Below are 17,085 nucleotides of genomic sequence, written 5' to 3'. Positions count from 1 at the left end.
TCACTTGCTGGCGAACTCGCGGGCCCAGGCGTCGGTCCAGTCACTCAGGTTGTCCTGAAGCCGGTCGTAGGAGAACGTGACGGCTTCCGGCGGCTCCTGGGCGTACTGTGCGAAGTCCTCGGGGAGTTCCGCGGTGGTCGTCGCCGGGAACTGGACGTTGCGGACGGCGATTTCGGCCTGCACCTCGGGCCGGAGCATGAAGTCCATGAACTCGGCGGCGAGGTCGGGGTTCGACGCGTCGGCGAAGGGGGCCATCCCCTCGGGGTTGGCGTAGCCCTGGTCGTTCAGGAAGCGAATCCGGTGTCTCGCCATGTCCTCGCCGGACTCGGCGGCGTACACCTGGTCGGTCGAGTACGAGACGACCATCGGGGCCTCGCCGTTCGAGTAGGCGTTGTAGGAGTCCTCCCAGTTGCCGAGGACGCGGACGTCGTTTTCCTTCAGGCTCGCCCAGTAGTCGAGGTAGCCGTCTTCGCCCTTGGCGTCGATGGTGTGGAGCAGGAACGCCTGTCCCGTCGCCGACGACGTGGGGTTCTGCGCGAGGAGCGCGCCCGCGTACTCCGACTCCAGCAGGCCGTCGAACGTCTCGGGCGCGGAGAAGTCGCCGTCGCCGTAGGTCTCGTCGTAGACGAGCGAGATGTAGCCCGTGTCGTAGGGGACCGCGCGGCCCTGCGGGTCGAAGTTCAGTTGCTCGTTCACGTCGCCGATGCGGGACAGCCCCTCGGCGGGCGAGAACAGCGCCTCGTCGAGGTTCTGGTCGATGCGGACGAGCATCTGCGCGTCGAGGCCGACGTAGAGGTCCGCGCCGGACTCGACGCCCCGGAGGGCGCGCTCGATGTAGTAGTTCACGCCCGAGTCGGGCGTCTGCCACTCCAGCGTCGCGTCGAACTCGGATTCGAACGTCTCTTTCAGCCACGGCCCGGGGCTCGAACTCGGCGCGTCGACGAACGAGCCGTAGGTGCCGACGGTGAGCGTCGGCGACTCGCCGCCCGCGGTCGTCCCCTCGGTCGTCCCTTCGGCCGTCTCGGTCGTGTCGCCCGACGCTTCGGTCGTCGTCTCTCCGCCGCCGGTCCCGGTACAGCCGGCGAGGAGCGCGGCGACGCCTCCCGCCCCCGCGGCCTTCAGGAAGCTACGTCGTCTCATTACTCGGTTGTTGTACTCTGTGGTACTTAACGAGCGTGATGTTCTCGAAGGCGGTACGCGGCCGAAACCGCCGGGTTCGAGGTTCGTCGCGGGAGAACGACTTTACCCTCTGCCGGAGTATCGTGAAAGGTGACTGCTTCTCGCCCGTACGTCTTCGGCGGCGTGCTCGCCCTCTTCGCGCTCCTCGCGGCGGTCATGCTCGCGGACGTGCTGGCGACGGTGTTCTTCGCTATCACCGTCGCCTACCTGCTCGTGCCGCTCAGGCGAGGCCTCGAAGCGCGCGGGGCCTCTCGGTGGGTCGCCAGCCTCGCCGCCACCGTCGTCGCGGCGGTCGGCGTCGGCGTCGTGCTCGCGCCGCTCGTCGTCATCGTCTTCCTGCGACTGAGCGACATCCTCGCCCTCGCGGCGCTCTTGCCCGACGAGGTGACCGTGGAGTTCCTCGGGATGGTCGAGACGGTGACGCTGGACGACGCGGTCGCGGTCGGCCTCGACGTCCTCCAGTCGGTCGGCCGCGCCGCCGCCACCGCCGCGCCCGTGGTGCTCATCAAACTCACGCTGTTCGGCTTCCTCGTGTTTTCGCTCCTCCTCAGCGGCGACGCCGTCGGCCGGACGCTCCTCGCGCTGGTCCCCGCCGACTACCGGGACGCGGCGACGGCGCTCAACGAGCGGGCCCGCGCGACGCTGTTCGCCATCTACGTCCTGCAGGCGGCGACCGCCGTCGGCACGTTCGCCATCGGTCTCGTCGTCTTCTGGGCGCTCGGCTACGACTACGTCGTCACGCTCGCGACGGTCGCGGCCGTCCTCCAGTTCATCCCCATCGTCGGCCCGAGCGTCCTGCTCGCGGCGATGGCGGCCTACCACGTCGCCGTCGGCGACCTCGTCGCCGCCGCGCTCGTCGTCGCTGTCGGCGGGTTCGCGGTCGCGTGGCTCCCGGACATCCTGATTCGCCCGCGACTCGCCAAGGAGACCGCCGACCTGCCGGGGAGCCTCTACTTCGTCGGCTTCGTCGGCGGCCTGCTCAGCCTCGGCCCGGTCGGCATCATCGCCGGTCCGCTCGTCGTCGCGCTCCTCGCGGAGTCGGTGGACCTGCTCGGCGCGGAGCTACGCGTCGATGGCGGTGGCGCGGCCGGCGACGGCGACGGCGGCGAGCATGGCGGGACCGCGGGCGGCGACTCGGCCGAGCCGTACCGCTCGTAACCCCGTCGTCAGCCTTCGACGACCGCGCCGTCGCGTTCCTCCCACTCGGTGAGACTGCCCTCGTAGAACGCCACGTCGTCGTAGCCGAGGTGGGAGAGCACGACGTAGGTGTGGCTGATGCGCCGGGCGGTGTTGCAGTAGAGGACGACTCGCCGGTCCGGCGTGACGCCCGCGGCGTCCAGAATCGAGTCGAGTTCGTCCCGCGGTTTCAGCCCGCGCGTCTCGTCGTCGACGAGTTCGCGCCAGTCGAGATTGACCGCGCCGGGGAGGTGGCCCTCGTCGTACTCCGCGGGGTCGCGGGTGTCCACGATGACGGTCTCGGGGTCGTCGAGCGCGGCCTCGACCGCCTCGAAGTCCACGAGCGGCGTCTCGGCCGGCTCGGTTATCTCGTAGACCGTCCCCGAGACATCGGTCGCCTCGGTCGTCGTCTCGCGCTCGCGGTTCCACGCGCTGAAGTCGCCGTCGAGGAGGTGGAGTTTCTCGGGGTCGTGGCCGTAGAGAAGCGCGGTCACGAGGAAGCGCGCGGCGAACACGCCGTGGGTGTCGTCGTAGGCGACCACGTCGTCGTCGGCGGCGACGCCCGCGCCCGACAGGAGGTCGGTCCACGCGTCGCGGCCGGGGAGCATCCCCACGTCGCCGTCGGCGCTCCGGAATCTGTCGAAGGGTATCGACACCGCGCCGGGGAGGTGTCCGATACCGTCGAACTCCCAGTCGTCGCGCACGTCCACCACGCGCACGTCGCCGAGTCGGTCCGCGAGCCACGTCGAAGAGACCACGTCTACCATGCCCCCACGTTTCCGGGCCGCGGATTTAGGTCCGACCATCCTCGCACCCCTCGCCACGTGTCCGGGGTAGCGGATGTTGTTGCTGGTTCCGTCGGATACCGGACTCAGACAGCGCGTGACGGCTGTTCTCCGAGTCGCTTTCGGCGTCTCTCTCGCCATATTTGGGACAATATTGCCGCATCACCCGAGGTCAGGCCGTACATGCCGTCGGTGTGAGAGTTATGGGCCTCCCTGTTGTACGGGGAAACGCGATGTCAAACTCCGATTACGCGAAGGACGTACTCGTCTCTGCGGACTGGGTGGAGAGCCACCTCGACGAGTTCCAGAGCGACGACGCGGCGTACCGACTCGTCGAAGTGGACGTGGACACCGAGGCGTACGACGAGAGTCACGCCCCCGGTGCCATCGGGTTCAACTGGGAGTCCCAGCTGCAGGACCAGACGACCCGCGACGTGCTGACCAAGGAGGACTTCGAGGACCTCCTCGGCTCGCACGGCATCTCCGAGGACTCCACGGTCGTCCTCTACGGCGACAACTCCAACTGGTTCGCCGCCTACACCTACTGGCAGTTCAAGTACTACGGCCACGAGGACGTTCACCTGATGAACGGCGGCCGCGACTACTGGGTCGACAACGACTATCCGGCGACCGACGAAGTCCCGTCCTTCCCGGAGCAAGACTACAGCGCCAAGGGTCCCTTCGAGGACATCCGCGCGTACCGCGACGACGTCGAGAAGGCGGTCGACAAGGGCCTTCCCCTCGTCGACGTTCGCTCGCCCGAGGAGTTCTCCGGCGAGATTCTCGCGCCCCCGGGACTGCAGGAGACCGCCCAGCGCGGCGGCCACATCCCCGGTGCGAGCAACATCTCGTGGGCCGCGACCGTCAACGACGACGGCACCTTCAAGTCCGCCGACGAACTCCGCGACCTCTACGCGGACCAGGGCATCGAAGGCGACGAGTCCACCATCGCCTACTGCCGCATCGGCGAGCGTTCCTCTATCGCGTGGTTCGCCCTTCACGAACTCCTCGGCTACGAGAACGTCACCAACTACGACGGCTCGTGGACGGAGTGGGGCAACCTCGTCGGCGCGCCCGTCGAAAAGGGTAACTGAGCCGCCTCGGCTCGGTTCGAGTCGGACCCGACCGTACGGTTCTTTTTGCGGCTTACATCGGGAGGACGCTGATGCCGACGGCGACGAGCGCGCCCGCGCCGAGGAGCACCATCACGCAGTAGCCCATGATGTCGCGGACCGACAGGCCGCTGATGGACAGAAGCGGGATGGCCCAGAAGGGCTGAATCATGTTGGTCCACGCGTCGCCCCACGAGGCGGCGACGGCGACCCGCGGGATGGACTCGCCGGACGCCTTCGCGGCCGTGACGAGCGTCTCGCCGATGACGGCCGACTCGTCGGTCGTCTCCTCGCCCGTCGCGGACTCGCGCCGGACTCGCCGCCGCCGATGGGTACAAACACGAGACGGACGTACGGGGCCGTATGACCGAACTCCTCGACACCCTCCGCGACGACCACGAGACGCCGCTTTCCCGACTCGGCTCCTCGAAGGCGCTGTACGCCGTCACCGGCGGCGAGATGGACGGCGACGCGGTTCGCACGGCCGCCGCGTCCGAGGCCGCCGCCGCCGCCGACCTGTTCGACTGGTGGGCCGACGACGAACCGAACGACGAGGCCGCCGCGCTCTTTTCGGACCTCGCCGACACCGCCCGCGAGCACGCCGACACCGTCGACGCGGAGCCGGACGGGTCGAAGCCGAACGTCTACGACGTGCTCGCCGAGTTCGAGACGACCGACGGCCGCCTCGGCGGCGCGCTCGCCCGCGCGCTCGTGTCGCTGAAAACCGTCGAGCAGATGGTCGGCTTCTTCGTCGGCGACGCGGACCCGATGGCCGCAAACGACTTCCGCACGCTCAAGTCCGACCTCAACGACCAACTCGACACTATCGAAGACGCCATCGACGACCACGTCGAAGACGACGCCGTCGCCCGCGAGGCCGCGGACGCGGTTGTCAAAGCCGCCTACGACGAGTACGTCGAGACGCTCGAAGGCATGGGCGTCAAGCCGAAGAACGTCTGCTAACCGATTTTCCACACCTCGGGGTCGCGGACCGACCCGCTCGGCGTACAGCCTGTCTTCGCTCACCGAGTGCCGACAGCGCCGACTCGGTGCGTGACGGGTGAGTTCCAGTAGAAACGAAGGGGTCTGTCAGCCGGTCGTCAGACGCCGGGGACGCCCTTGCGGTATTCGAGCACCTCGCTTCGGGCCTCGCGGACCGTCTCGGCGACGTCGCCGTCGAGGTCCTCGGCGAGGTCGTGGAGGACCGTCATGTGGCGGGCGAGTCGCCCGTGGTCCGGTCCCTGCTCGCGCGTCGCCAGCTTCGCCAGCTGGTCGGACTGTTCGTAGAGTCGCTCCTGTACGTCGCCGTCGGTCGCCTCGGCGGCTTCCTTGAGCAGGTTGCTCGCGCGTTCGAGTTCGGCTCGCGTCATACAGGAACGTTCGACAGCCCGCCCCAAAACCGTTCCTCCGGCGACAAGCACCGCCTCGCTCAAGTACGCCGCGACCCAAGGACCGGCAATGAGCGAGTCCGGTCCCCTGTCCGCCGACAGACCCGACGCAGACCGCGAATTCCGCGTCGACGCCCCCTTCGACCCCGCCGGCGACCAACCCGAGGCCATCGAGGCGCTGGCCCGCGGCTTCCGCGAGGGTGCCGACGTACAGACCCTGCTCGGTGTCACCGGCTCCGGCAAGACCAACACCGTCTCGTGGGTCGTCGAGGAGATTCAGAAGCCGACGCTCGTCCTCGCGCACAACAAGACCCTCGCCGCCCAGCTGTACGAGGAGTTCAAGGGGCTGTTTCCCGACAACGCCGTCGAGTACTTCGTCTCCTACTACGACTACTACCAGCCCGAGGCGTACATCGAACAGACCGACACCTACATCGACAAGGACATGTCGATAAACGAGGAAATCGACCGGCTCCGCCACTCCGCGACCCGGTCGCTCCTCACCCGCGACGACGTCATCGTCGTCGCCTCGGTGTCGGCCATCTACGGCCTCGGCGACCCGAAGAACTACACTGACCTGTCGCTCCGGCTGGAGGTCGGCCAGGGGATGGACCGCGACGAACTGCTCGGCGCGCTCGTCGACCTCAACTACGAGCGCAACGACGTGGACTTCCGGCAGGGCACGTTCCGCGTCCGCGGCGACACCGTCGAGGTGTTCCCGATGTACGGTCGCTACGCCGTCCGCATCGAGTTCTGGGGCGACGAAATCGACCGGATGCTGAAGCTCGACCCGCTGGAGGGAGAGGTCAAGTCGTCGGAGCCGGCGGTGCTCGTCCACCCGGCGGAACACTACTCCATCCCCGAAGAACAGCTCGAAGGCGCAATCTCGGAAATCGAGGAGCTGATGGAACAGCGGGTGAAGCACTTCCAGCGGCAGGGCGACCTCGTGGCCGCCCAGCGCATCGAAGAGCGAACCACCTTCGACATCGAGATGCTCCGCGAGACGGGCCACTGCTCCGGCATCGAGAACTACTCGGTCCACCTCTCGGACCGCGAGCCGGGCGACGCGCCCTACACGCTCCTCGACTACTTCCCCGACGACTTCCTCACCGTCATCGACGAGTCGCACGTCACGCTCCCGCAGATTAAGGGCCAGTACGCCGGCGACAAGTCCCGGAAGGACTCGCTGGTCGAAAACGGCTTCCGCCTGCCGACGGCCTACGACAACCGCCCGCTCACCTTCGAGGAGTTCGAAGAGACCGTCGGACAGGCGCTTTTCGTCTCCGCGACGCCCGGCGACTACGAGCGCGAGCACTCCGACCAAATCGTCGAGCAGATCGTTCGTCCGACCCATCTCGTGGACCCGAGAGTCGAGGTGACGGAGGCGACCGGGCAGGTCGACGACCTGATGGCCCGCATCGACGAGCGCATCGACCGCGACGAGCGCGTGCTCGTCACGACGCTCACGAAGCGGATGGCCGAGGACCTCACCGAGTACTTCGAAGAGGCCGGCGTCGACGTGGCTTACATGCACGACGAGACCGACACGCTCGAACGCCACGAACTCATCCGGTCGCTCCGCCTCGGCGACATCGACGTGCTCGTCGGCATCAACCTCCTCCGCGAGGGCCTCGACATCCCCGAAGTCTCGCTGGTCGCCATCCTCGACGCCGACCAGCAGGGCTTCCTGCGCTCGGAGACCACGCTCGTCCAGACGATGGGCCGCGCCGCCCGCAACGTCAACGGCGAGGTCGTGCTCTACGCCGACGAGATGACCGACGCGATGGAGGCCGCCATCTCCGAGACCCAGCGCCGCCGGCGCATCCAACAGGCGTTCAACGAGGAACACGGCTACACCCCGACGACCATCGAAAAGGAGGTCGGCGAGACGAACCTGCCGGGGAGCGAGACCGACACCCGCGGCGTCTCCGGCGACGAACCCGCCGACGCCGACGAGGCAGTAGAGCAGATCGCGTTCCTCGAAGACCGGATGCAGGAGGCCGCCGACAACCTCGAATTCGAACTCGCCGCCGACATCCGCGACCGCATCCAGACGCTCCGCCGCGAGTTCGACGTGGACGCGCTCGAAGACGGCGTCGCGCCCGAGTACCCAGACGAACACGACGGCGAGGGCGACGACGGCCTGACGCCGCCGGACGAGTTCTGACCGGCCGTGTCCCAACCGCCAACCCTGACGTTCGCGGCCGGCGGCCTCCTCCGCCGCGACGACGGCCGACTCTGTCTCGTCCACCGACCGCGCTACGACGACTGGTCGCTCCCGAAGGGGAAACTCGAACCCGGCGAGACGCTGGTCGAGACCGCCGTCAGAGAGGTCCGCGAGGAGACGCGCTGCGCGGTCGACTGCGGCCGGTTCGCCGGGCGCTACGAGTACCGCGTCCCCGACGACGCGGGGACGCCGGGCGGGCCGAAGGGCGTGTTCGTCTGGCACATGCGCGTCGCCGACGAGCGCCCGTTCGAACCGGACGGCGAGGTCGACGCGCGCCGGTGGGTCACCGCGGCCGGAGCCCTCGAACGGCTCACCTACGAGACCGAACGGGCGCTGGTCAGACGGCTGTTCGAACCCAACGAGTGAGCGCAGATTTTGGATAGAAACACATGTTACTGGTTTTTCGACGCGCGTCGGTGTGTGGACCGTACCCAAAATGCCGGGGCGACATTAAGACTTATTAGCCCGTCCTCGCTATGCCCGTTCCACCGTGATCCGCACCTCGGCGGACGAGCCTGCAACCCACACCGTTCACCGCGCCTACCCCAACGGAGGCATTACCTGAATGGTCCGCGGATTCGAGCGCTCCGTGCTCGACAGTTCGGGCGGCCACGGCACGCCGGTCCCCCCGGCGTGCGACGCGGTCGCATCCTCGGGAGACGGTGAACGCGCGCGGGTCGGTGCCGCTGATGACTCGGCGAACGGGCTGTTTTCGACGCGTCACTCCACGCGAGTGCACGCGAACGCTACTGCGTACTGACAACAACGAGAACCATGAGCTCTCAGTCTCTCAGTCACGTCCAGAAGTCGTTCCTGAAGTACCAACACATCCTCGTGTTCATCGCTCCCCTGCTGTTCCTCGCCTCGGTGTTAACCATGGCACCGACGCCGTCGGGTGCAGGCATGGAGTACTGGCTCCAGTACTGGTGGCTGTTCCCGGTGTTCCTCACCGGCGCGACCATCGTGAACACGGTCGGCATCAGCGGGTCGGCGCTCTTCGTCCCGTTTCTCATCTTTATCTTCCCCGTCTTCGCGCACCCGCTCGACTCGTCGACGCTGGTGAAGGTGGGCCTCATCAGCGAGGCGTTCGGCCTCTCCAGTTCGGCCGTCGCCTTCATCCAGTACGGCCTCGTCGACCGTCGACTGGCGCTGACGCTCGTCGGCGGGTCGATTCCGTTCGTCGTCGGCGGCGCGCTGCTTTCGTTCGTCATCCCCGACGTGGTGTTCCACGCGCTGCTCGGCATCGCGCTGCTCGCCGCGTCGTACCTGCTTTTCACCGCCGACCTCGGTCACGAGGACCACGGTTCGTCGGGTTCGGACCACGCCGCGGCCACCGACGGCGGCGTCTCCGCGAGCCTCCCCAACGACCCCGGTAAGCTCGGCCCCGCGGGCGTCAACACGGCCGACGACGGGACCGTCACCCGCGTCGACCGCGACGGCGACGACTACACCTACACCCGCGGCGGCTACCTGCGCCGCTTCGCCAACTACAGCGTCGGCGGGATGTTCCAGGGCCTCGCCGGCTTCGGTATCGGCGAACTCGGCATCATCTCGATGCTCGGCACGAAAGTTCCCGTCCGCGTCGCCATCGGCACGAACCACATCGTGGTCGCGCTGACCGCCATCCTGGCGTCGCTCGTCCACGTCTTCGGCGGCGGCCTCGTCGGCGGCCACTCGCTGAGCCTCGCGACGACGCCGTGGAACATGGTCGTGTTCACCGTCCCCGCGACGGTTCTCGGCGGCCAAATCGCGCCCTACGTGTCGAACGCGCTGGAGACCGACGTCATCAAGAACTTCGTCGGCGTCCTCTTCGCCGTCATCTCGATTGCGCTGTTCCTGATGGCGCTGGGCATCTAACGACCCGCTCGAACCGTCTTCACCGGCACCACTTTCACAGTTCCCGATTCTGAACTTCCATCCATGTACGACCACATCCTGCTTCCGACCGACGGCAGCGACGCGACCGACGCGACAATCGAACACGCGGCGACCCTCGCCGAGACGTACGGCGCGACGGTCCACGTGCTGTCGGTGGCCGACTCGCGCAACCGCTTCGAATCGCCCTCGGCCGGCATCGCGCCGGACGTGTGGGAGAAGTCCGAACTCGACCGCGCGGAGTCCGCGGCCGACGCCGCGGTCGAGGCGCTCCCCGACGCCGTCGAGACCGAACGCATCGTCGTGGAGGGCGTCCCGCACTCCACCATCGTCGACTACGCCGCCGACGGCGACATCGACCTCGTCGTGATGGCGACCCACGGCCGCACCGGTCTCGACCACTACCTCGTCGGCTCCGTCACCGAACGCGTCGTCCGGCAGTCGGACGCGCCCGTGTTGACCGTCCGCGCGGCGGACGAAGAATAAGGCTGGGGCCTCTCGCGGTCTGCGTTACTCGAACTCCTCTGCCAGCGCGGCGCGGTGCTCGCGGCGCTTCTGGAGCGCCGCGTCGCGCAGTTCGCGCTCCTCTTGGGAGTCGCAGACGAGGTCCGGAACCGGAATCGGCTTCTCGTCGTCGTCGAGCGCGACGAACGTGAAAAAGGAGGTGATGGTCTCGCGGCGGTCGCCCTCGCTCGGGCGCTCGGCGGTCACGTCCACCTTGATGTCCATGCTGGTGCGGCCGGTGTCGAAGACGTACGCCTCGACGGTCACCACGTCGCCCACGTCGATGGGCGCGAGGAAGTCCACGTGGTCCATCGACGCCGTGACCACCTGCCGCTCGGCGAAGCGACGACCGGCGATGGCCCCGCAGACGTCCATCCACTCCAGAATCCGCCCCCCGAGGGCGCGCCCGAGGTTGTTCGTGTCGTTGGGCATCAGAATCTCGCTCATCTCGGCGCGGGACGCCGACAGCGACCGCGTCCCGACCGACGACTGCTGTTGCATACCACACGGTCAGCGTCGGACGTGGTTAAATTATTCTACGTCGTGAAAAATGGAAATAAAGGCGATTAATCGCTCGGGTTGGGGGCGGCCGCCGCGGTCACGCAACACCTCAATAACCTAGACGATTAATAGTGTTTGTTGCGTATGTGACGGTGTCTGCGCGAACCGCAGACCGGTGGTGGGACGCCGATGCCCGTCTCTCGTCCGCGTTCGGGGGAACGTTCCGACGGCTCAGACTCTCGTTCGGCCGGACGAGCGGGGAATCAGCCACGACCCGAAGTCGACGCACCGAGCGGTCTCCCGTCTCACGTCCGCCTCGCGCCTCGCCGAACCGCGACGGTCGGACGACGGGACTCGCGCCGGTCGCCCCCGCAGACCGGCCACGACGTAGCACCGGACCCTCGTCGCGTCTGCCGGGTTCGCGGCCGATTCGCGTATCGGATTTTTCTCACTCGACGCGCTCAGTCTCGACGCCGCCGTCTTCGATTTCGATGTCGACGGCGTCCGCGGAGATGTCCGCCGTCTCGACGCCGTCCAACTCGCCGAGTATCTCGCCGATGTCGTCGAGGCCGAGGAGTTCGCGGGTCTCCTCGTCGAACGCCTTGCTTTCGAGTCCCGCCGCCTGCTGTACGTCGGAACCGCTCAGGCCCTTCCCGTAGCGACCGAGCAGCGACGTGAGTTCCTGCGGCAGCACGTACGTCGTCGACGGCGAGGTGCCGATGTTCGCCAGCGTCTCCATGCCTTTGTCGATGATGGCGCGCTCGCCCATCGACTCCGCCGCGCGGGCCCGAAGCACCGTCGAGATGGCGTCGCCCTGGGCTTCGAGAATCTGCGACTGCTTTTCGCCCTGCGCGCGGATGATGTTCGACTGCTTGTCCCCCTCCGCTTTCTCGACGGCGGAGCGGCGCTCGCCCTGCGCTTCGAGAATCATGGCGCGGCGGCGGCGCTCGGCGGAGGTCTGCTGTTCCATCGCGTTCTCGACGTCCTTCGAGGGCTTCACCTCGCGGACCTCGACGGACTCGACGCGGACGCCCCACTCGTCGGTCGGTTCGTCGAGTTCCCGGCGGATGCGCGCGTTGATGTGGTCGCGTCGCGCCAGCGTGTCGTCGAGTTCCATGTCGCCGAGGGCGGCCCGGAGCGTCGTCTGGGCGAGCAGCGAGACGGCCCGGCGGTAGTTGTCGACCTGGAGGAAGGCGCGCTCGGGGTCCATCACGCGGATGTAGACGACCGCGTCGGCCGTCACGGGGGAGTTGTCCTCCGTGATGGCCTCTTGGGAGGGCACGTCTAACGTCTGGGTCCGCATGTCGAAGCGGTAGGTCTTCGAGACGAACGGCGGGACGACGTTCAGCCCCGGTTCGAGGATTCCCTTGTAGTCGCCGAACACCGTCAGCGTCCGCTTTTCGTACGCCTGCACGATTTCGACCGCGTCGTACACCGCGGCGACGGCGAGCGCGATGACGACGTAGCCCGCGAGCGTCAGCGGCGTGACGGGGAAGACGACGACTGCGAGGCCGAAGACGACCACCGCGACCGCGAGGGGACCGAGCCACCGCGGGATTCGGCCGGGGTCGCTGTCGACCCGTTCCGCGCCCGACGACGAGGAACTCGCCGAGAGCCGGCCGAGTTGGTAGAACAGGCTGTCCATGGTGGTGAGTGACACCGAAGCGGAATAAAGCTACCCGGCCACCAACTATTTGGCCCCGAACGTCCCACGGCCCGATATGCGAACCAACCGCGGCCGAATCGACGTGGAGGACCTGCTGAAAATCATCCTCCTGCTCGTCCTCGTCTGGCTCGTCCTCGAAATCATCGGCGAGGTGCTCGGGCTGTTCGGCGCGTTGCTCGGCCCGCTCCAGCCGCTTTTGGGCCTCGTCGTCGCGGTGCTCATCGTCCTCTGGCTGCTCGACCGAATCTGAGCGTCGCCCGCGGCGACGACGATACGCCTTTGTGTCTCTCCCGTGAGACACGGGCGTGTACAGTCTGAACGTCCCGGTTCCGGGGCGGGTCGCCCGCCTCGCGTCCGACCTGTTTCCGTACCTCGCCCCGTTCGACCGGGTCCGCGACCGACACACCCTCGTCTGTAAGCGGTTCGAAGACGTCGAGTTCGACCGCCTGCGCGAACAGTTGCGGCGCGCGCTCGCCGGGCAACCGGCGTTCGAAGCCCGCGTGACCGATGTCCGATTCTTCGAGGAGCCGCCCCGCGGAGCCGCGCCGGTCGTCTACCTCGCGGTCGAGAGCCCCGGCCTCCTCGACCTCCACCGCGCGCTCGCCGACGAGTTCGGCGCTATCGAGGGGATAGAAGGAGACGACTACGTCCCGCACGTCACGCTCGCCCGCGGCGGCAGTCTCGCCGACGCCCGCGCGGTCGCGAGCCAACCGCCCGACCCCATCGAGTGGACCGTCTCACAGCTCGATGTCTACGACTCGTCGTTCCGCGAAACCGCGGCCTCGATTTCGCTCCCGGCCTGACCGCGAGGCCCTGACGGTCGTTGGAGATTCGACTGTCGTCGTCGCCGGCGGCGGCGCGCAGACCACTGTCCGTCACTCTCGCTCCCGGAGTCGCATCCCCATCGGCTCTTCGGGGTGCATCGTCAGCGACCCGCGCAGCGAGAACGGCTCGTCGCGGACGTAGTCGAGTTCGTACCGCTGGGCGACGGTGCCGAGGATGAGCCGCCCTTCGAGCAGCGAGAGGTGCTTGCCGATGCAGTGACGCGGCCCCCCGCCGAACGGGAAGTACGCGAACCGCGGGCGGTCGACGGTCCGCTCGGACGCCCAGCGGTCCGGGTCGAACGAAAGCGGGTCGTCCCACCAGCGCTCCGAGCGGTGGACGACCCACTGCGGGAGCATGATGGCCGACCCCGCGGGGACGCGATAGCCGCCGAGACGAACGTCCACCTTCGGCTCGCGGAACATGACGTACACCGGTGGGTACAGCCGCATCGCCTCGTTCAGCACGCGCTCGGTGTATTCCAGTTTTCGCACGTCCTCGAACGTCGGCGTCCGCCCGCCGAGCACCTCGTCCAGTTCGCGGTGGAGTTTCGCCTCCGCCTCGGGGTGTTGCGAGAGCAGATACCACGCGTACGTCAGCGTCAGCGCCGTCGTGTCGTGGCCCGCGAGGAGCATCGTCATCAGCTCGTCGCGGAGGTTCTGTTCGGTCTGCTCGCCCTCGTCGTAGGCGCGGAGCAGAATCGAAAGCAGGTCCATCGGCCGGTCGTCGCCCGTCGCGTCGGCCGCCACCGACGACGCCGGGGTCTCGCCGTACTCGGTCCCGCGGCGCTCCTCGACGATATCCCAGACGAGCGATTCGAGCTCCGACAGCGCCTCTCTGTACTGGCGGTTCTCCCGCGTCGGTACCCAGTCGGGCGTCAGGAACCGAAGCGGGTCGGGTTCGAACCGCGCGCCGAGCGGTTCGAGGTTCTCCTGTACCCGCCGGACGCGCCCCTCGTCGAGGTCGGTGCCGAACATGGCGTCGACGATTATCTCGACGGTCAGCCGCGCCATCTCCAGTTGCACGTCGACCACGTCGCCGTCTCCCCACGACGACAACATCGACTCCGTCCGGTCTGTCATCATGCCGGCCATCGTCGAGACGCGTCGCACGTCGAACGCCGGCTGGGCGAGCCGGCGCTGTCTCTTCCACGTCGCGCCCTCGCTCATGAGCAGGCCGTCGCCCAGCAGGTCGCCGATGGCGCGGTCTTGGAACTGCGGCTTTCTGAACTTCGACGCCTCGCTCACGAGCACCGTCTCGACGTCCGCCGGGTTCGTGAGCATGTAGGTGTCGAGCGGGCCGAGGTCGAAGTGGACCACGTCGCCGTAGGCGTCCGCGACGGCCGTCAGGAACGTAAACGGGTCGCGGGCGTACTGCCTGCTCGCGCCGAACAACGGGAGGCCCTTCGGGCCGGGAGGGGTCGCACTCATCACCCTGTGTTGGTTCGAACAGGTAAGAACTGCACGGCGGTCGCGGTCGTCGCTCTCGCTCCGTCCGCGGCAACGACAGCGACAGCGACCGCGACTCGCTCAGGGCCGCGGCGGATCGCCGTCGTAGGCGTCGCGGTCGGTGTAGAAGTTCAGCATGGCGAACTTGAGTTTGGTCGGCGCGATGTCGACCATCTCGGCGCGCTCTTCGACCGGGAACGACCCGCGGACGCCGTACTTCCCCATCGAGGAGCTCTCGCGGGTGTAGCGTTTGTCGGCCAGCACGCGGACGCCGAAGTCGTCGGGCGCGCGGATGACCCGGCCGAGCGCCTGTCTGGTCTTTCGAATCGTCGGAATCTCGACGGCGTAGCGCCAGCCGGCGTCCTTCTTGCCGCGGTAGGCGCGGTCGTAGGCGTCCTGGACCGCCTCCAACCGCTCGGAGAGATGCGGATAGGGCACGCCGACGACCACGACCGTCCGAGCGTCGTCGCCGTCGAAGCTCACGCCCTCGGCGAGCGTCCCCCACAGCGAGGTGAGAAGCACCGCGCCGTCCTTGCCGACGAACTCCCGGCGCATCTCCTCGGCGCGGACGCCCGGCTCGTCCAAAAACAGCTCCGCGTCGACGTCCGGGTTGGCCCGCAGGCGCTCGTGGTGGCGCTCCGCCTCGGCGTACGACGGGAAGAACACGAGCGTGTTGCCCGGCGTGAAGGCGGCCGCGTCCGCGAGCATCTCCTCGATTGTCTGCTGCGTGCCGGGGTCGTCGCGCTCGGAGGAGAACAGCGCGGGCAGCGAGACGGAGAACGTCCGGCGGTTCTCCTCGGGGTATTCGAGGCCGTAGGCCATCGTCACCGGGTTTTCGAGGCCCAGCGTTCCTTCCGTCACGTCGAACGGGCGGAGCGTCGCCGACATCAGGACGCTCGCGTGGACCTCCTCGAACAGCTCTTTCGTGACCTCCCGCGGGATGCAGGTGTACAGTTCGGCGCGGCCGTAAATCTCGTCGGTGCCGCCGTCGCGGCGGACCGACAGCATCGGGTGGCGGCCGAGTTCGCCGCCCATCTCCGTCCAGTCGGCGATGAAGTTCGCCGCCTGCAACGTCTGGCACTCCTTGCGCGTCGTCGCCTCGCCGTTCTTGTACGCGTCTTCGTACTGCTCGTCCAACTGCTTGCCCAACTGGAGGGCGAGTTCGACCTCCACGTCGATGCCGCGGCCCTCGTAGGACTGCAGGAACTCCATCGTCAGGTCGTCGCGGCGGCCCTGATTGGCGATAGAGAGGTCGTACCAGTTCTCGCCGACCTGCTCGCGCTCGCCGAAGCCGAACGCCTCCTCGTAGCTGTCGCGAAGCGCGTCGAGGAACGTCCCGATGACGTTGCGGGCGCTCTCGGCCCGCGAGTCGTCTTCGTCTTCCAGCTCGTTCATCGCGCTTTCGAGCGTGTTCTCGGTGAGCGCGCGACTCGCGTGGTCGCGGGCCGCGCCCTCGATGTTGTGCGCCTCGTCGAACACCGTAATCACGTCGTCGGGGTCGCGGTCCAGCCACCGGAAGAACTGCTCGCGTATCATCGGGTCGAGCAGGTGGTGGTAGTTGCAGACGACGAGGTCGATGCCCTCCATGCCCTCCTTGAGCAGTTCGTAGCCGCAGAGGTTCTGCTTGCCCGCGTACTCGAAAATCTCGTCGGGCGTCCGCACGTCGTCGAACAGCCACTGGAAGAACTCGTCGGTGTTCCGCGTGAGGTTGTTGTAGTAGTGCTCGCAGTAGTTGCCCTCCTTCAACTCCTCCAGTTCGTCGTCGAGGGTGTCGAGTTCGTCCGTGACGGCGCTTCGCGCGTCGGCCGCGCCGGACTCGCCCTCGCGCATCCCGTCGAGGAGCGACTGCGCCTGCTCGGAGAGTTCGGCCTTGTCGGACTCCTTTTCGACGATGCTCCGGGTCGTATCGCGGAGGGTCTGACACTCCTGAAAGCCCACGTCGATGTGGCACATCGAGGACTTCCCGCGGAACACCACCGCGCGGATGGCCTCCTCTCTGGTGATGGCGCGGGCGTCCTCGACGAACTGGCGCATCTGCTGGTGGACGTTCGTCGTGATGACGACCGTCTTGTCGTGCTCGCGGGCGTACGACAGCGCGGGCACGAGCGCGGAGATGGTCTTCCCGGTCCCGGTCGCCCCTTCGAGGAGGACGTTCCGCTCGTCGTCGAGGGCGTCGGCGATGCCGGCCATCGCCGCCTCCTGATTGGGATACGGCTCGTCGTACGGGAAGAACCGCCACCCTCCGTCCGCGTCGCCGTCGTCGGGTGCGCCGTTGGCGTGGGCCACGGGAGAATCTCGGCCGCCATCCGATTAAAAGGCTCGGAGCCCCCAGTCCGTCTTTTTCTCGGCGAGCACTGGCTGACAGACAAGACACACCGGACATGTTGACAAATATTCTATGT

Annotated in this window: 17 protein-coding genes and 1 pseudogene; 10 read left to right on the top strand and 8 right to left on the bottom strand. The window is 67.6% G+C overall.

Features of this window, described 5'->3' with window-relative positions:
• Positions 1-1,140, bottom strand: coding sequence for a thiamine ABC transporter substrate binding subunit (locus FY251_RS05805; RefSeq protein ID WP_148413855.1), 1,140 nt, complete (start codon positions 1,138-1,140; stop codon positions 1-3).
• 129 nt (positions 1,141-1,269) lie between these two features.
• Between FY251_RS05805 and FY251_RS05800 the strand changes: the two genes are divergently transcribed.
• Entirely contained in the window at positions 1,270-2,337 is a 1,068-nt protein-coding gene (locus tag FY251_RS05800) for an AI-2E family transporter (protein ID WP_148413854.1), read from the top strand.
• A gap of 8 nt (positions 2,338-2,345) precedes the next feature.
• Here FY251_RS05800 and FY251_RS05795 read toward each other — a convergent pair whose 3' ends face one another.
• Entirely contained in the window at positions 2,346-3,122 is a 777-nt protein-coding gene (locus FY251_RS05795) for a sulfurtransferase (protein WP_148413853.1), read from the bottom strand.
• A gap of 251 nt (positions 3,123-3,373) precedes the next feature.
• On the opposite strand from FY251_RS05795, the gene FY251_RS05790 reads away from it, so the two are divergent.
• Positions 3,374-4,234, top strand: coding sequence for a sulfurtransferase (locus tag FY251_RS05790; protein WP_148413852.1), 861 nt, complete (start codon positions 3,374-3,376; stop codon positions 4,232-4,234).
• A 52-nt stretch (positions 4,235-4,286) separates the two neighbouring features.
• On the opposite strand, the pseudogene FY251_RS05785 reads toward FY251_RS05790, so the two are convergent.
• A pseudogene (locus FY251_RS05785) lies at positions 4,287-4,529 on the bottom strand (TIGR00366 family protein); the annotation flags it as partial.
• An 86-nt stretch (positions 4,530-4,615) separates the two neighbouring features.
• Here FY251_RS05785 and FY251_RS05780 point away from each other — a divergent pair.
• Positions 4,616-5,215 (top strand): transcription antitermination protein, encoded by a 600-nt coding sequence (locus tag FY251_RS05780; protein WP_148413851.1) that lies wholly within the window; start codon positions 4,616-4,618, stop codon positions 5,213-5,215.
• Positions 5,216-5,352: 137 nt separating this feature from the next.
• Here the strand turns inward: FY251_RS05780 and FY251_RS05775 are convergent, their stop codons facing one another.
• Entirely contained in the window at positions 5,353-5,622 is a 270-nt protein-coding gene (locus tag FY251_RS05775; protein ID WP_007275806.1) for a hypothetical protein, read from the bottom strand.
• An 88-nt stretch (positions 5,623-5,710) separates the two neighbouring features.
• Between FY251_RS05775 and uvrB the strand changes: the two genes are divergently transcribed.
• The 5 genes from uvrB to FY251_RS05750 all read left to right on the top strand — a co-directional run bounded on the left by uvrB (position 5,711) and on the right by FY251_RS05750 (position 10,228).
• On the top strand, positions 5,711-7,807 hold the full coding sequence (gene uvrB, locus FY251_RS05770) for an excinuclease ABC subunit UvrB (protein WP_148413850.1): 2,097 nt from the start codon (positions 5,711-5,713) through the stop codon (positions 7,805-7,807).
• 6 nt (positions 7,808-7,813) lie between these two features.
• On the top strand, positions 7,814-8,233 hold the full coding sequence (locus FY251_RS05765) for an NUDIX hydrolase (RefSeq protein WP_148413849.1): 420 nt from the start codon (positions 7,814-7,816) through the stop codon (positions 8,231-8,233).
• A gap of 199 nt (positions 8,234-8,432) precedes the next feature.
• A complete protein-coding gene (locus FY251_RS05760) occupies positions 8,433-8,627 on the top strand; it encodes a hypothetical protein (RefSeq protein ID WP_148413848.1) in 195 nt (64 codons plus the stop codon).
• Positions 8,628-8,641: 14 nt separating this feature from the next.
• The gene (locus tag FY251_RS05755) at positions 8,642-9,724 is read left to right on the top strand and encodes a sulfite exporter TauE/SafE family protein (RefSeq protein ID WP_148413847.1); all 1,083 of its coding nucleotides are present in this window, start codon (positions 8,642-8,644) and stop codon (positions 9,722-9,724) included.
• Positions 9,725-9,787: 63 nt separating this feature from the next.
• Entirely contained in the window at positions 9,788-10,228 is a 441-nt protein-coding gene (locus FY251_RS05750; RefSeq protein WP_148413846.1) for a universal stress protein, read from the top strand.
• 24 nt (positions 10,229-10,252) lie between these two features.
• On the opposite strand, the gene FY251_RS05745 is transcribed toward FY251_RS05750, so the two are convergent.
• Both FY251_RS05745 and FY251_RS05740 read right to left on the bottom strand, forming a co-directional pair.
• Entirely contained in the window at positions 10,253-10,747 is a 495-nt protein-coding gene (locus FY251_RS05745) for an acyl-CoA thioesterase (protein ID WP_042665339.1), read from the bottom strand.
• A gap of 448 nt (positions 10,748-11,195) precedes the next feature.
• Positions 11,196-12,392 (bottom strand): SPFH domain-containing protein, encoded by a 1,197-nt coding sequence (locus FY251_RS05740; protein ID WP_148413845.1) that lies wholly within the window; start codon positions 12,390-12,392, stop codon positions 11,196-11,198.
• A 76-nt stretch (positions 12,393-12,468) separates the two neighbouring features.
• Between FY251_RS05740 and FY251_RS05735 the strand changes: the two genes are divergently transcribed.
• Together FY251_RS05735 and FY251_RS05730 are read left to right on the top strand one after the other, a co-directional pair.
• Positions 12,469-12,663 carry a hypothetical protein gene (locus tag FY251_RS05735; RefSeq protein ID WP_006600854.1) on the top strand — a complete coding sequence of 65 codons (195 nt, stop codon included), beginning with the start codon at positions 12,469-12,471 and terminating at the stop codon, positions 12,661-12,663.
• A gap of 55 nt (positions 12,664-12,718) precedes the next feature.
• Positions 12,719-13,216: a 2'-5' RNA ligase family protein gene (locus FY251_RS05730; protein WP_148413844.1), complete on the top strand. Its 498-nt coding sequence runs from the start codon at positions 12,719-12,721 to the stop codon at positions 13,214-13,216.
• 72 nt (positions 13,217-13,288) lie between these two features.
• Here the strand turns inward: FY251_RS05730 and FY251_RS05725 are convergent, their stop codons facing one another.
• Together FY251_RS05725 and FY251_RS05720 are read right to left on the bottom strand one after the other, a co-directional pair.
• Positions 13,289-14,665: a cytochrome P450 gene (locus FY251_RS05725; RefSeq protein ID WP_148413843.1), complete on the bottom strand. Its 1,377-nt coding sequence runs from the start codon at positions 14,663-14,665 to the stop codon at positions 13,289-13,291.
• Between the two features lie 99 nt (positions 14,666-14,764).
• Entirely contained in the window at positions 14,765-16,969 is a 2,205-nt protein-coding gene (locus FY251_RS05720; RefSeq protein WP_148413842.1) for an ATP-dependent DNA helicase, read from the bottom strand.
• Positions 16,970-17,085 lie beyond the last annotated feature (116 nt).

It is taken from the genome of Haloferax sp. KTX1 (genome assembly GCF_902410085.1).
GTDB lineage: Archaea > Halobacteriota > Halobacteria > Halobacteriales > Haloferacaceae > Haloferax > Haloferax massiliensis.
This window is presented reverse-complemented; position numbering and strand designations above follow the sequence as displayed.